This is a genomic window from Streptomyces sp. NPDC034043 (genome assembly GCF_055575675.1).
The window spans coordinates 306,984-321,754 of the sequence record NZ_JBVISF010000007.1 but is presented as its reverse complement, the minus strand read 5'-3'; the positions used below and the strand labels follow the sequence as shown (position 1 = coordinate 321,754).

Annotated in this window: 10 protein-coding genes; 9 read left to right on the top strand and 1 reads right to left on the bottom strand. The window is 73.4% G+C overall.

What is annotated here, in order from left to right; genetic code table 11:
- Positions 1-143 precede the first annotated feature (143 nt).
- From ACZ51S_RS19770 to ACZ51S_RS19745, 6 genes are all read left to right on the top strand, one after another.
- A complete protein-coding gene (locus tag ACZ51S_RS19770; RefSeq protein ID WP_468802837.1) occupies positions 144-2,339 on the top strand; it encodes a glycogen debranching N-terminal domain-containing protein in 2,196 nt (731 codons plus the stop codon).
- A gap of 117 nt (positions 2,340-2,456) precedes the next feature.
- Positions 2,457-3,203 carry an NUDIX hydrolase gene (locus tag ACZ51S_RS19765; RefSeq protein WP_468961572.1) on the top strand — a complete coding sequence of 249 codons (747 nt, stop codon included), beginning with the start codon at positions 2,457-2,459 and terminating at the stop codon, positions 3,201-3,203.
- A 164-nt stretch (positions 3,204-3,367) separates the two neighbouring features.
- Positions 3,368-5,350, top strand: a complete 1,983-nt coding sequence (locus ACZ51S_RS19760; protein ID WP_468802836.1) for an ATP-binding cassette domain-containing protein — start codon at positions 3,368-3,370, stop codon at positions 5,348-5,350.
- A gap of 147 nt (positions 5,351-5,497) precedes the next feature.
- Positions 5,498-6,439: a FadR/GntR family transcriptional regulator gene (locus ACZ51S_RS19755; protein WP_468475263.1), complete on the top strand. Its 942-nt coding sequence runs from the start codon at positions 5,498-5,500 to the stop codon at positions 6,437-6,439.
- Between the two features lie 382 nt (positions 6,440-6,821).
- Positions 6,822-8,390, top strand: coding sequence for an RNA polymerase sigma factor (locus ACZ51S_RS19750; RefSeq protein ID WP_468802835.1), 1,569 nt, complete (start codon positions 6,822-6,824; stop codon positions 8,388-8,390).
- 188 nt (positions 8,391-8,578) lie between these two features.
- Positions 8,579-9,433 (top strand): serine protease, encoded by an 855-nt coding sequence (locus ACZ51S_RS19745; RefSeq protein WP_468802834.1) that lies wholly within the window; start codon positions 8,579-8,581, stop codon positions 9,431-9,433.
- A 191-nt stretch (positions 9,434-9,624) separates the two neighbouring features.
- Here ACZ51S_RS19745 and ACZ51S_RS19740 read toward each other — a convergent pair whose 3' ends face one another.
- The gene (locus ACZ51S_RS19740) at positions 9,625-9,861 is read right to left on the bottom strand and encodes a DUF7455 domain-containing protein (protein ID WP_468802833.1); all 237 of its coding nucleotides are present in this window, start codon (positions 9,859-9,861) and stop codon (positions 9,625-9,627) included.
- 446 nt (positions 9,862-10,307) lie between these two features.
- Between ACZ51S_RS19740 and ACZ51S_RS19735 the strand changes: the two genes are divergently transcribed.
- The 3 genes from ACZ51S_RS19735 to ACZ51S_RS19725 all read left to right on the top strand — a co-directional run bounded on the left by ACZ51S_RS19735 (position 10,308) and on the right by ACZ51S_RS19725 (position 14,769).
- Positions 10,308-12,428 carry a DNA gyrase/topoisomerase IV subunit B gene (locus tag ACZ51S_RS19735; protein ID WP_468475266.1) on the top strand — a complete coding sequence of 707 codons (2,121 nt, stop codon included), beginning with the start codon at positions 10,308-10,310 and terminating at the stop codon, positions 12,426-12,428.
- A 185-nt stretch (positions 12,429-12,613) separates the two neighbouring features.
- A complete protein-coding gene (locus tag ACZ51S_RS19730; RefSeq protein ID WP_468802832.1) occupies positions 12,614-13,180 on the top strand; it encodes a DUF485 domain-containing protein in 567 nt (188 codons plus the stop codon).
- Positions 13,177-14,769: a solute symporter family protein gene (locus tag ACZ51S_RS19725; RefSeq protein WP_468885692.1), complete on the top strand. Its 1,593-nt coding sequence runs from the start codon at positions 13,177-13,179 to the stop codon at positions 14,767-14,769. Before ACZ51S_RS19730 ends, ACZ51S_RS19725 begins: the two co-directional genes overlap by 4 nt.
- Positions 14,770-14,771: the final 2 nt, after the last annotated feature.

Below are 14,771 nucleotides of genomic sequence, written 5' to 3'. Positions count from 1 at the left end.
CCCGGAATCGCCCCGCCAGGCGCGCGCAGCCGCCACCCGGGCCCGTGACCAGGGTGGGGGTGGGGACGTTCAGGTGGAGGGTGGTGGGGGCCCGGCCGCGCCGCCGCCCCGCAGAACCGGCCGGAGCGCAGACAAGGCGGCACATGGCTCCCTCCGTACCCCGCAGCGGCCCGCCCGGGCCCCCTCCCACTCCGGCGCCCCGTCCACCCGAACCGGCGCCCGGCCACCCGCCGGAGCGCTCGGCCGGTCTCCCGCCGGGGGCCGTCGGGTCGGCGTGGCAGCCCTCGGGGCAGCCGTCCGGCGCGGGCGCGGGCCCGCTCGGGCAGGGGCGAGACGGCGGAGCCGGGTTGCCCGGACAGGCGTCTGCTGGTGGCGGTGGCGGCGGTGCCGCCGGGCGCAGGGCCGAGTTGCCTCCGGTGCACGGGGCGGTCGTCTGCGTCGCCGCCCCCTGCCTGGCCATCTCGCCCGAGCACGGCCAGCTGACCGGGCGGGGCACCGACGGGATCTACCGCTCCGGGCGCCGGCTGCTGTCCCGCTGCGTGCTGCGCGTCGCCGGGCGGGACCCGGTCGCCCTCCACGGCCGCAGCCTCGGCGCCGACCGGGCCGCCTTCACCGCCACCGTCCGCACCGGAGTCGAACCCGGACCGGACCCCGACATCGGGGTGGAACGGGTCCGCCACGCCGACGGCACCGAGCGCATCACCGTGCGCAGCTTCGCCGCCCGCCCCCTGCGCCTGCCCGTCGAGGTCTCCCTCGGCACCGACCTGGCCGACCTGGCCGCGGTGGCCGCGGGGCGCGCCGGGCCGGAGCTTCCCGCCGCGGTGCACGCGGCGGGACTGCGGTGGGGCAGCGGGGACGCCGTGGCCGTCACCACCGCCGAACCGGCCCCCGACGACGCCCTCGCCTCGGCCGGGCTCCTGCGCTGGGAACTCGAACTGGGCCCCGGCGAATCCCGCACCATCGAGCTGCGGACCACCCCCGACCGGCTCACGCGGGTCCCCGCAGGGCAGGTGGCGAACCCGCTGGCCGCAGCCCGCGCCGAGGGGGACGACCCGAGGGCCGACGCCTGGTTCCGCACCAGCGTCGAGGACCTCCGGGCCCTGCTCCTGCGGGACCCCGCGGCACCCGGCGACGCCTTCGCCGCGGCAGGAGTGCCGTGGCGGCTCGGGCTCGCCCCGGCGGAGTCGCTGTGGGCCGCGCGGATGGCACTGCCGCTCGGCACCGGACTGGCGGCCGCCACGCTGCGGACGCTGGCCCGCGCCCAGACCGGGGGACGGGGCCCGGACGCGGGGAAGATCCCGGGTCCCTTGCGGGCCGCCGGGCCGCAGCTGCCGCCCGGGTGCACCGGGACCGAAGCCACCCTCGGCTTTCCGGCGGTGCTCGCGGAGGCCCGGCGCTGGGGCCTGCCCGAGGAGGACGTGGCCCGGCTGCTGCCCGTCGCGGAGCGCTGCCTGGACTGGCTGCGCGGGGCGCTCGGGGAGGACGGCTTCCTGGCCGATCCCGATCCGGGGCCGCGGCGCTGCGAGACCCAGGCCCACGCCCATCGGGCCGCGCTCCTCGGCGCCGATCTGCTGGACGGGTGCGGGCGCGGCGGAGCGGGGGAGTGGCGGGAGTGGGCGGCCGCGCTGCGGGAGCGGTTCCGGGACCGGTTCTGGATCGACGGCCCGGACGGGGGCCGCCCCGCCGCCGCCCTGCACCCCGACGGCCGGCCGCTGCCCCGGCTCACCGGAGCCGCCGCGCACCTGCTGGACCCGGGCCTGCTCGGCGGGGGCCGGCTCGCCCCCGGGCTGCTGGACGTCGTCCGTACCGAACAGCTCGCCCGGCTGCTCGGAGCCCCCGCCATGGACTCGGGGTGGGGGCTGCGGAGCATGGCCACCAGGGAGCCGGGGCACAACCCCTTCGGCCACCGGTCCGGAGCGGTCCGGGCGCACGAGAGCGCCCTCGCGGTGGCCGGGCTGGCCCAGGCGGGCTTCGAGAAGGAGACCGCCGGGCTGCTGCGGGGCCTGCTCGACGCGGCCGAGGCCTTCGGATACCGGCTGCCGGAGATGTACGCCGCCGAGCAGCGCACGGCGGGCAGTGCCCCGTTGCCGCATCCCGCGGCCTGCCGGCCGGCCGCGGTGGCCGCCGCCGCCGGGATCCACGCGCTCACCGCCCTCGCCGGCATCCGCCCCGACGCCCCGGCGGGCACCGTCGCCGTGGCCCCCCGGGCGGGCGCCCCGCTCGGCGCCCTGCGCCTCTCCGGCCTGCGGGTGGCGGGGGAGGCCTTCACCGTCCGGGTCAGCCGCCTCGGCGTCGGCATGGTGGAGGAGGCCGCCGATGGCCTGCAACTGGGAGGCTGAGACGAAGGCCGGGAGGCGGTCCCGCGCGGTGGGGAGGATCCGGTCCGCGCTCCGGATCACCGCCCTCGGGATCACCAAAGGACTGTTTATCGTCAAGCAGACGACTATGATCGCGGCATGTCTCCCTACGACCCGTCGGCCTTTCCGCCCTTCGCCGTCACCGTCGACCTGGTCGTGCTCACCGTGCGGCGCCACGCGCTCTGCGCGCTGGTCGTCCGACGGGGTGAGCAGCCGTTCCAAGGGCGCTGGGCGCTGCCCGGCGGCTTCGTGCGCGGGGACGAGGACCTGGCCGGTGCCGCGGCCAGGGAACTCTCCGAGGAGACCGGGCTGTGCGCGCACGACCCGGCCGCACCCGGCATGGGCAACGGCGCGCACCTCGAGCAGCTCGCCACCTACGGGGACCCGCAGCGCGACCCCCGGATGCGGGTGGTCAGCGTGGCGCACCTGGTCCTCGCCCCCGACCTGCCCGCCCCGAGGGCCGGCGGCGACGCCAACAGCGCCCGCTGGGCTCCCGTCGACGAACTCCTGGAAGGCCCGGACCGGGCCTCCGCCGGGCTCGCCTTCGACCACGCCACGATCCTCGCCGACGGCGTCGAGCGGGCCCGCTCGAAGATCGAGTACTCCTCCCTGGCCACCGCCTTCTGCCCGCCCGAGTTCACCGTGGGTGAGCTGCGGAGGGTGTACGAGGCCGTGTGGGGCGTGGCGCTCGACCCGCGCAACTTCCACCGCAAGGTCACCGGGACCCCCGGGTTCCTGGTGCCCGCCGGGGGGACGACGACCCGTCAGGGCGGACGGCCCGCCCAGCTCTTCAGGGCCGGCGGCGCGACCTTGCTCAACCCGCCCATGCTGCGCCCCGAGGTCTGACCAGCCGGAGCCGCGCCGACGGCGCCCTCCGCCGTCCGGGGGCCTGCCTGCGGCCATATCTGCACGGACCCGGGGCGGTTGCGCACAAAATCGGACATATCGCGTTATCTTGCTTGCGGTACCCACGCTGCCGCAGAGCGGTCTCACACCCCGCGAGAGAAGCGATGCTCCAGGCCATCGGACTTACCAGCACACCCCGTCGAGATCTCCCGCCCCTCGTGGACGACCTCACCTTCGAGGCCCGCCCGGGGTGCGTGACCGCCCTGCTCGGAGAGCCGGGTTCGGGCAAGACCACCGCACTGCGGCTCATGCTCGAACTCGAACCGGGCCGCGGCGTCACCTACTTCCGCGGCCGCCCGCTGCACCGGATCCCGCATCCGGCCCGTGAGGTCGGGGTCCTCCTCGGCGACGTCCCCGGACACCCGTCGCGGACGGTCCGCGGTCAGCTGCGGATGCTCTGCGCCGCCGTCGGCGTCCCGGCCTCCCGGGCCGACACCATGATGGAGGTCGTCGGCATCGGCGGCCTGCGCGACCAGCGGCTCGGCTCCCTCTCGGCCGGCATGGACCGCCGGGTCGGGCTGGCCGCGGCCATGCTCGCCGATCCCTGCACCCTGATCCTCGACGAGCCCACGGCGGGGCTGGCCCCCCGGGACCGGGCCTGGCTGTACGGCCTGCTGCGCGGCCACGCCTCCCTGGGCGGAGCCGTGCTCTTCACCACGGGCGACGCGAAGGAGGCCGCCCGCAGCGCGGACCGGGTCGTCTCCATCGCCGCGGGCCGGCTCGTCGCCGACCAGGACGCCGCGGACTTCGCGCGCACCAGGCTGCGGCCCCGCGTCGCCGTGCGCACCCCGCACGCCGCCCGGCTGGCCGACGTACTGGGCCGGGAGGCCAGGGCCGCGCACCGGGTGGTCGAGATCGTCGAGGAGAGCGGCAGCCGGCTCTCGGTGTACGGGAGCAACTGCGCCGAGGTGGGCGAGGCCGCGTTCCGTCACGGCGTACTGGTCCACCAGCTCGCCGACGAGACCGGCGACACCGGAGCGCCCGTCCCGCCCGTGCCGCAGGCCCGCACCGGAGCCGGCTCCGGCGCCCGGGTGGAAGCCCGCGCGGAGGCACGGGTGGAAGCCGCCGCCCAGGTCCGCACCGGACCGGGCGTTGCCGGGGCCGGCGGTGGCGCGGGCCTCCACCGCGAACCCGGCGCCGCCGGTGCGGGCCCCGCCGGAGGGGCCCGCACCGAACCGCCCGCCGAAACCCCGCCCGCACCCGGCCCCGCCGCCCCCGCCCACGCGTCCGCCGGGCGTGCGCGGGCCCTCGCCGGGCACGCCCGGCACGCCCGCTCCGACCGTCCCGCGCGCCCGGCCCCGCCGGTGCGCCGAGTGGGCGGCCCGCTGCGACCGCTGCGCTACGAGCTGCGCCGCGTCTTCGGCACCGCCACCCCCTTCCTCACGGCCGCCCTGGTCGTCGCCGTCTCCGCCGCCACCGCCCTCGTGCTGGCCCGCACCGGCCACACCCCGCTCCACCGGATCCTCGCCGCCTGGCCGCGGCCGTTCCCGCTGCCCCCGGCCGCGCTCGGCGCCGGACTGCTGGGCGCCCTGGCCTTCGGCGAGGAGTACCGCTACCCCGCCCTCGCGGCCGACCGCGGCACCGTGCCGCGCCGCTTGGGGCTGCTCACGGCCAAGCTCGGGGTGTGCGCCGCCCTCGCCCTCCTGCTGGGAGCCCTCGTGGTCACCGCCGACGCCGCGGCGCTGCGCCTCGTCTTCGGCGCGGCACCGCTGCGGGTACCGGCCGACTGGCCCGCCGCCGCAGCGAGTTGGGCCGGGCTGCTGGTCGGCTGCGCCTGGGCCGGGGTGCTCGCCTCCGGGGCCTTCCGGTCCTCCCTCGCGGGCATGGCCGCCGTGATCGCCGTACCGGTGGCGGTCGTGCCGCTGGTGCGCAGAGCCCTGGAGGGGCAGTCCGCGTACCCGGCGGGCGGGGTGGCCTCCCGGCTGCGGGCCCTGGCCTCCGCACCCTGGCCCGCGGAGGCGGACCGCTTCGTGCTGGGGGCCCTTCGGGTGATGGCCCAACCCGTCGGCACGGCGCTGGTGTTGTCGCTGATGGTCCTGTTGTGCGCCTATGGGTTCACAGGACTGCGCGCACGAGTCCGTTGGTGATCGTTGTGATGCGGGAGGCGACTGCCGGGTGACCGGTGAAGACCGCTTCGCACGAAGTCACGCGAAGCGGACCGCAACTCCCCGCAAAAGGTCCGGTTCCTTACGATAAGTCGTCAATTGCGTAGGTGGCACCGATCACCCTTTCGTGTGCTTTTCACCAAAGACCTCAAGGGTCATGGAGGCACGGCCGACAAAGGATTCGTGAGTACCCTTGCGCACACCATGATGACCGCCGCCCGCCATGCCGACACCGGCCTCGCCGGCCCGGGCGATCTCGACCGCTACCCCTACGCGGAGGCCGCCGGCTCCGACCGGGTGGGGCCACCCCACTGGGACGGCGGCGACGTCGAGTTGAGCCGCGTCGGCCGCCGCGCGGCCGGCAGCCGCGGCCGCGGGCTCCACGGCCAACTCGTCCAGCAGCTCGGCCAGATGATCGTCTCCGGCGACCTCGGCGCGGACCGGCCCCTGGTGCCCGAGGAGATCGGCCAGCGCTTCGAGGTCTCCCGCACCGTCGTCCGCGAATCACTGCGCGTCCTGGAGGCCAAGGGCCTCGTCAGCGCCCGGCCCAACGTGGGCACCCGGGTCCGGCCGGTCGCCGACTGGAACCTCCTCGACCCCGACATCATCGAGTGGCGCGCCTTCGGTCCCCAGCGCGACGACCAGCGCCGCGAGCTCAACGAGCTCCGCTGGACGATCGAGCCGCTGGCCGCCCGCCTCGCCGCCGGCCACGACCGCCCCGACGTCCAGCAGCGCCTCTCCGACATGGTCGAGATCATGGGCCACGCCCTCGGGCAGGGAGACGCGATCACCTTCGCGCGCGCCGACAACGAGTTCCACTCGCTCCTGATCCAGATCGCGGGCAACCGCATGCTGGAGCACCTCTCGGGCATCGTCTCCGCCGCCCTCCAGGTCTCCGGCAACCCCGTCACCTCCTGCGACCGCCCCAGCGAAACCTGCGTGGCGCACCACGCGCGCATGGTCGAGGCCCTGGCCTCCGGCGACAGCGTGGGTGCGGAGAACGCCATGCGCCAGCTCCTGACGGTGCACCCGGAGGTAGAGCGCGTGGTCCCCGCACCGCGCGAGCACTGACGCTCCGACGCACGGGGGCGTGGGAGCGCACCACCGGTCGCCGGGTCCTTCGGGCCCGGCGACATCGGCGTGCGGGCCTCCCCGCGCGGCGGCCCCCGGCCGGGCCGTACGGCCGCGCGACCGGCACGGGTGCGTACGCCGTGTGACGCAAGCCACGGAGAGGCGCACTCGGGACACGAAGATTGGGCGTAACGCTCCGCGACGTCACGCGATGAACTAAGAGGTGATGGCCGACGGAGGGAAGACAGCAGCCCTTGGGGATGCTGTGCAGCTCCCCGGCCCCTGCCCGCGCCCCCGGCCCATCCCCAGTCGGTGGTCGTCGGCTCCGGTCCAGCACCACGCCGGGGTCGGAAGCCGTTCCCATCGTTCCGAGAGGTTGTTCGTGTCGGCCAGCACATCCCGTACGCTCCCGCCGGAGATCGCCGATTCCGAGTCTGTGATGGCGCTCATCGAGCGGGGCAAGGCCGAGGGGCAGATCGCCGGCGATGACGTGCGTCGGGCCTTCGAGGCTGACCAGATTCCAGCGACCCAGTGGAAGAATGTTCTGCGCAGCCTCAACCAGATCCTCGAGGAAGAGGGTGTGACGCTGATGGTCAGTGCCGCGGAGTCGCCCAAGCGCACCCCCCGCAAGAGCGTCGCGGCGAAGACTCCCGCGAAGCGGACGACGACGAAGACCGTCGCGGCCAAGACGGCGGCCGCCCCGGCAGCGGCCGACGCCGTCGCGGAGCCGGGGACGACGGACCCCGGCACCGCCGACGCGCTCGCCGGGGAGCCCGCGCCCGAGCCCGCCGCGAAGAAGACGGCGGCGAAGAAGACCGCCGCCAAGAAGGCCACCGCCAAGAAGACCGCCGCGAAGAAGACGGCGGCGAAGAAGACGGCCGCCAAGAAGACCGCCGACGAGGGCGAAGAGGAGGCCCTGGAAGAGGGCCCCGAGGCCGTGAAGGCGGAGGCAGAGGAAGAGGACGAGGGCGGCGAGAACAAGGGCTTCGTCATCTCCGACGACGAGGACGACGCCCCCGCCCAGCAGGTCGTCGTGGCCGGTGCCACCGCCGACCCCGTCAAGGACTACCTCAAGCAGATCGGCAAGGTCCCCCTCCTCAACGCCGAGCAGGAGGTCGAGCTCGCCAAGCGGATCGAGGCGGGCCTGTTCGCCGAGGACAAGCTGGCGAACTCCGACAAGCTGGCCCCCAAGCTCAAGCGCGAGCTGGAGATCATCGCCGAGGACGGCCGCCGCGCCAAGAACCACCTGCTGGAGGCCAACCTCCGCCTCGTCGTCTCCCTGGCCAAGCGCTACACCGGCCGCGGCATGCTCTTCCTCGACCTGATCCAGGAAGGCAACCTGGGCCTCATCCGCGCGGTCGAGAAGTTCGACTACACCAAGGGCTACAAGTTCTCCACGTACGCCACCTGGTGGATCCGGCAGGCGATCACCCGCGCCATGGCCGACCAGGCCCGCACCATCCGCATCCCGGTGCACATGGTCGAAGTGATCAACAAGCTCGCCCGCGTGCAGCGCCAGATGCTCCAGGACCTGGGCCGCGAGCCCACCCCGGAGGAGCTCGCCAAGGAACTCGACATGACCCCCGAGAAGGTCATCGAGGTCCAGAAGTACGGCCGTGAGCCGATCTCCCTGCACACCCCGCTCGGCGAGGACGGCGACAGCGAGTTCGGTGACCTCATCGAGGACTCCGAGGCGGTCGTCCCGGCCGACGCCGTGAGCTTCACGCTCCTGCAGGAGCAGCTCCACTCGGTCCTCGACACGCTGAGCGAGCGCGAGGCCGGCGTGGTCTCGATGCGCTTCGGACTGACCGACGGGCAGCCCAAGACCCTCGACGAGATCGGCAAGGTCTACGGGGTCACCCGCGAGCGCATCCGCCAGATCGAGTCGAAGACGATGTCGAAGCTGCGCCACCCTTCGCGTTCGCAGGTGCTGCGCGACTACCTGGACTGAGCCGGGCCGGGGGCCGCGGGCGGGCGCGGCCCCGGGCTAGGCCGGGTCCCGAGCTGCCCTCGAGCGGGCTTCGGCGTGCCCTCGACAGCTCCGGCGGGCCTCCGGCACCGCCCCGGGCAGCAGGTGCGCATGTTCCCGGGTCATCCCACTCTGGGTGTATTCGAGCACACTCAGAGTCAGGAGGCCTCATGCGTCGTCCCTTCGCCCGTGTCCTGGTGGGCGCCCTGACCCTCGTGGCGGGAGCGGCCGCGGCGCCGCTGGCCCAGGCGCCCAGGGTGGCCGCGGACAGCATCGTCATAGGCGGGAGCCCGGTGCGGGTCGCCGACAGTCCGTGGGTGGTGGCCCTCGCCAGCCGTGACCGGTTCGGGGGTATCCGCGACGGGCAGTTCTGCGGGGGTGTCGTCGTGGCACCCACCACGGTGGTGACGGCGGCGCACTGCCTGGGCCGGCAGGTGCTGGGCGGGCCCGTCGAATCCGTCACCGACTTCCGCGTGATCACCGGGCGTACGGAGCTCCGCGCGCCCGAGGGCCGCGAGATCGCGGTACTGGGGGCCCGGGTGAACCCGGCCTACGACCCCGGGACCAACGCCGGGGACCTGGCCGTCCTGGAGCTGGCCGAAGCGGTGCCGGCGGACCACGTCCTCCCCATGGCCGGCGCCGGCCACCCCGCCTACGGAGCGGGCACCGAGGCGGCCGTGTACGGGTGGGGAGACACCAGCGGCTTCGGCGACTACGCGTACGGCCTGCGGGCGGCGCGGGTCACGGTACTGGCGGACGACGTCTGCCGCCGGGCGTACCCGGGGGACTCGGACGGGCGCTACCAGGAGGACTCCATGGTGTGCGCGGGCGACCGCTCCGGCGGGAAGGACGCCTGCCAGGGTGACAGCGGCGGGCCGCTGGTGGCCCAGGGGCGGCTCATCGGGCTGGTGTCCTGGGGCCGGGGCTGCGGGCGCGCGGACAGTCCGGGGGTGTACACCCGGATCGCCCCGTTGGTCGGCTTCGTGAGCGGCCCGCAGGGGGACGTACGGCCGCGCGAGCTCTGAGGACACCGCCCGTGGCCGCGGAGGGGCTCCAGGTGGTCCGTACGGCCCGTGAAGGGGTACGCGGGCCGGAAGCGGCGGGGTCCGGGCGGCCCCGGACATGAGGACGGGCGGCCATCCCTGGGTCTCAGAGATGCCGCCCGTCGACCGGCCTGGCCGGTCCTGGCTCGTCGGATGCGAGGTTCAGGCTTGTGTCAGCGGTCCTCGTCGGCCGCGCTGGCGGCGGCCGGAGCGGGCGTAAGCCGCTCGGTCTCATCCTGTATTTCCGCGGCGATCTTCTTGAGTTCCGGCTCGAACTTACGCCCGTGGTGGGCGCAGAAGAGCAGTTCACCACCGCTCAGGAGGACGACGCGCAGATATGCCTGGGCGCCGCAACGGTCGCATCGGTCAGCGGCCGTCAGCGGGGTCGCGGGTGTCAGAACAGTAGTCACGTCGCCTCTTCTCTAGCTCGACGAGCTGTCGTACCAGGGTCAACATCCAACCAGGCCGAAAACGTTCCCGCTCGCGGCTTTTCCTCGAAACTTCCTTCCGAAGCTGGCCGGCTGCTGCCGGTTGGCGGCGAAGGAGCCGTATTGCGTTGCTTTACGGTTTCGCGTTGTCAGTCGTTCGCTTGTAGCAGTTCTCGTCCTCCCGGCGTGAGTGCCGGTTGTGCATGAGGACGTGCCCGAACCCTAAATGGTTCATGCGTCGAAGGGAACGTGATGTTTGCTTCACCCCCACGGGGGATCGAACATCCGTGCGGATCTGCACTACGCTGTGGGAGCCACGAGGGTGGCGTTGCATCGGCTCTACCAGGCCTCGGTACCCTTCGAGCGGCGACCGAGCCATCCCTGCGCCCGACCGGGCCAGAAAAGAAATTCAGCGAGGAGCGAACTGCGTGACCGCCGACACGTCCGTGCCTTCCAGCGCGCTGCTGTCCGGAGCAGACCGGGACGGCTCCAACTACACCGCGCGGCACCTGCTCGTCCTCGAAGGCCTCGAGGCCGTCCGCAAGCGCCCCGGTATGTATATCGGCTCCACCGACAGCCGAGGCCTGATGCACTGCCTCTGGGAGATCATCGACAATTCCGTCGACGAGGCCCTGGGCGGCTACTGCGACCACATCGAGGTGATCCTCCACGACGACGCCTCCGTCGAGGTCCGCGACAACGGCCGCGGCATCCCGGTCGACGTAGAGCCCAAGACCGGCCTGTCCGGGGTCGAGGTCGTCATGACCAAGCTGCACGCCGGCGGCAAGTTCGGCGGGGGATCGTACGCGGCCTCCGGCGGTCTGCACGGCGTCGGCGCCTCCGTGGTCAACGCCCTGTCGTCCCGCCTGGACGTCGAGGTCGACCGGGGCAGCTCCACCCACGCCATCAGCTTCCGCCGCGGCGTCCCCGGCGTCTTCGCGGACCAGGACCCCGACAGCGCCTTCGACCCCGCGAGCGGGCTGCGCAAGGTCAAGCGGATCCCCAAGGGCAGGACGGGCACCCGGGTCCGCTACTGGGCCGACCGCCAGATCTTCCTCAAGGACGCCCGGCTCTCCCTGGAGACCCTTTACCAGCGCGCCCGCCAGACCGCCTTCCTCGTGCCTGGCCTGACCATCCTCGTCCGCGACGAGCGGGGCCTCGACGGCGCGGGCAAGACCGAGGAGACCTTCCGCTTCGACGGGGGCATCAGCGAGTTCTGCGACTACCTCGCCCCGGACAAGGCCGTCTGCGACGTCCTGCGCCTGACCGGCTCGGGCACCTTCAAGGAGACCGTCCCGGTCCTCGACGACCGCGGCCACATGACCCCCACCGAGGTCACCCGCGAGCTCGGCGTGGACATCGCCCTGCGCTGGGGCACGGGGTACGAGACCGGCGTCAAGTCCTTCGTGAACATCATCGCCACCCCCAAGGGCGGCACCCATGTCTCCGGATTCGAGCGCTCGGTCACCAAGACGGTGAACGAGGTGCTGCGCTCCGCGAAGCTGCTGCGCGTCGCCGAGGACGACGTGGTCAAGGACGACGCCATGGAGGGCATGACGGCGGTCGTCACCGTCCGGCTCGCCGAGCCGCAGTTCGAGGGCCAGACCAAGGAGGTGCTCGGCACCTCCGCGGCCACCCGGATCGTGGCCGCCGTCGTCGCCAAGGAGCTCAAGGCCTTCCTGACCTCCACCAAGCGCGACGACAAGCAGCAGGCCCGCGCCGTGATGGAGAAGATCGTCGCGGCCGCCCGGACCAGGATCGCGGCCCGCCAGCACAAGGAGGCGCAGCGCCGCAAGACCGCGCTGGAGTCCTCCTCGCTGCCCGCCAAGCTGGCCGACTGCCGCAGCGACGACGTGGAGCGCAGCGAGCTCTTCATCGTCGAGGGCGATTCCGCGCTCGGTACGGCCAAGCTCGCGCGGAACTCCGAGTTCCAGGCGCTGCTGCCGATCCGGGGCAAGATCCTCAACGTCCAGAAGTCCTCGGTCTCGGACATGCTCAAGAACGCCGAGTGCGGAGCGATCATCCAGGTCATAGGAGCCGGCTCCGGCCGCACCTTCGACATCGACGCCGCCCGCTACGGGAAGATCGTCCTCCTCGTCGACGCCGACGTGGACGGCGCGCACATCCGATGCCTGCTGCTCACGCTCTTCCAGCGGTACATGCGCCCGATGGTCGAGGCGGGCCGGGTCTTCGCGGCCGTGCCGCCGCTGCACCGGATCGAGCTCGTCCAGCCCAAGAAGGGCCAGGACAAGTACGTCTACACGTATTCGGACAACGAGCTGCGCCAGACCCTGCTGGAGTACCAGCGCAAGAACATCCGGTACAAGGACGCCATCCAGCGCTACAAGGGCCTCGGCGAGATGGACGCGGACCAGCTGGCGGAGACCACCATGGACCCCCGCCACCGCACCCTGCGGCGCATCAACATCGGCGACCTGGACTCCGCCGAGCAGGTCTTCGACCTGCTCATGGGCAATGAGGTGGCCCCGCGCAAGGAGTTCATCACCGGCTCCGCGGCGACCTTGGACCGCTCGCGCATCGACGCCTGACCCGCGCGCGGTACCGGCCGGTGGCGGCCGGTACCGCGGATGCGGAAACTTCGTTCCGGCACACCGGTGCCGCTCGCTCCATCACCTGAAGGGGTGAAGAGCGCCGGTACATCAGTCCGGAAACCGACCAACCGGCACATCCTTGTGGGCACGCGGCCAATGCGGCAGCGGACAAGGAGAGTTCGGTGGACAAGCACGAAGGCCGTGATGCCGGAACGGTCCGGCTGGACGACCCCTGGTACGACGCGCTGGCCGTGGGCTGGGGCGAGGGATCGGACACGGTCCCGGCCCAGGTCGCCCCGCCTCCCGGAGGCCGGGCCGGGCCCGGCGCGTCCGACATCTACCTGGAAGTGCAGCGCAGCGCCGCCTTCCAGGAGGTCCGCGGCCGCTACCGCGGGTTCGTCGTCCCCGCGACCGCCGGCTTCTTCCTCTGGTACGTCGCCTACGTGGTCGCCGCCACCGCGGCACCCGGGTTCATGGCCCGGCCCGTGGCCGGCGCGGTCAACGTGGCCCTGCTGGCCGGCCTCGGACAGTTCCTCAGCACCTTCCTGCTGACCTGGGCCTACGCCCGGCACGCGCGGCTGCGCCGCGACCGGGCGGCGCTCGACCTGCGCTGGACCGTCTTCGAGCAGGAACGCGTACAGGAACGCGCACAGGGACGGGGCCAGGAGCGCGCACAGGGACGGGCGCCCGCCCGCGAGCAGCAGCACGGGCAGCCGCGGACGGCGACCGGCCCCGGGGAGGACGCGTGACCACCGAGCACCAGACGCTCGCGCTGATCCTCTTCAGCGCCTTCATCGCGGTCACCCTCGGCATCACGACCTGGGTCAGCCGCAACCGGCACGGTTCGGCCGAGGAGTTCTACGCGGGCGGGCGGCTCTTCTCACCGCTGGAGAACGGTTTCGCCATCGCCGGCGACTACATGTCGGCCGCCTCCTTCCTCGGGATCTCCGGGCTGATCGCCCTCTTCGGCTACGACGGCCTGCTCTACTCCGTCGGCTTCCTCGTCGCCTGGCTGGTGGTCCTGTTCCTGGTCGCCGAACTGGTCCGCAACTGCGGGCGGTTCACCCTCGCCGACGTGGTCGCCGCGCGGATGAGCGAGCGGCCCGTCCGGATCGCCGCCGGAACCTCCTCGGTGGTCGTCTCGGTGCTGTACCTGGTCGCGCAGATGGTCGGGGCGGGCACCCTGGTGGGCCTGCTGCTCTCGGACGCGGGCCCCGCCGCCCGGACCCTCACCGTGATCGGCGTGGGCGCGCTGATGGTGGTCTACGTGACCTTCGGCGGGATGCGTGCCACCACCTGGATCCAGATCGTCAAGGCGGTGCTGCTGATGGGCGGGGCCCTCGCCCTGACCGTGCTCGTCCTGCTCCGCTTCCACGGGAACGTCGACCAGCTCCTGACCGGCGCCGCGGAGCGCAGCGGGCACGGGGCCCGCTTCCTGAGTCCCGGCCTGAAGTACGGAGGGGACTGGACCGCCCGGATCGACTTCATGAGCCTCGGTCTCGCCCTGGTCCTGGGCACCGCCGGGCTGCCCCACATCCTGTCGCGCTTCTACACCGTGCCGACCGCGCGGGCCGCCCGCCGGTCGGTGGTGTGGGCGATCGCGCTGATCGGCGGCTTCTACCTGATGACCGTCGTCCTCGGATTCGGGGCGGCCGCGCTGGTGGGCCCCGACGAGGTGCGGGCCTCGAACGCCTCCGGGAACACGGCCGTACCGCTGCTGGCGGCCTTCCTCGGCGGGGGCGCCGAGTCCACCGGGGGCGCGGTCCTGTTCGCGATCGTGTCGGCCATCGCCTTCGCGACCATCCTCGCCGTGGTCGCCGGGATCACCCTGGCCTCGTCGGCCTCCGTCGCGCACGATCTGTACGCCTCCCTCAGGCGCCGCCACGCCAGGCAGCGCAGCGAGGTGGCCGTGGCCCGGGTCGCGGCCGTGGGGATCGGGGCGGTGGCCATCGCCCTGGGGCTGCTGGCGCAGGACCTGAACGTGGCCTTCCTGGTGGGGCTGGCCTTCGCCGTGGCGGCCTCCGCCAACCTGCCGGTGCTGCTGTACTCGCTGTTCTGGCGGGGCTTCACCACACGGGGGGCGGTCTGGTCGGTGTACGGCGGGCTGGTTCCGGCGGTGCTGCTGGTCGTCCTGTCACCCGTCGTCTCCGGGAGCCCCGAGTCCCTCTTCCCGGGGGTGGACTTCCAGTACTTCCCGCTGCAGAACCCGGGGATCGTCTCGATCCCGCTCGGTTTCCTGGCCGGCTGGCTGGGCACCGTCACCTCGGCGGAGGAGGCGGACGAGCGCAAGCACGCCGAGACGGAGGTCCGCTCCCTGACCGGGGCCGGTGCGGTGTGAGC

Excerpts from the sequence above, each read along its gene's own strand:
- ACZ51S_RS19760 (WP_468802836.1), top strand. The coding sequence starts at position 3,368 with ATGCTCCAGGCCATCGGACTTACCAGCACACCCCGTCGAGATCTCCCG.
- ACZ51S_RS19770 (WP_468802837.1), top strand. The coding sequence starts at position 144 with ATGGCTCCCTCCGTACCCCGCAGCGGCCCGCCCGGGCCCCCTCCCACT.
- ACZ51S_RS19745 (WP_468802834.1), top strand. The coding sequence starts at position 8,579 with ATGCGTCGTCCCTTCGCCCGTGTCCTGGTGGGCGCCCTGACCCTCGTG.
- ACZ51S_RS19765 (WP_468961572.1), top strand. The coding sequence starts at position 2,457 with ATGTCTCCCTACGACCCGTCGGCCTTTCCGCCCTTCGCCGTCACCGTC.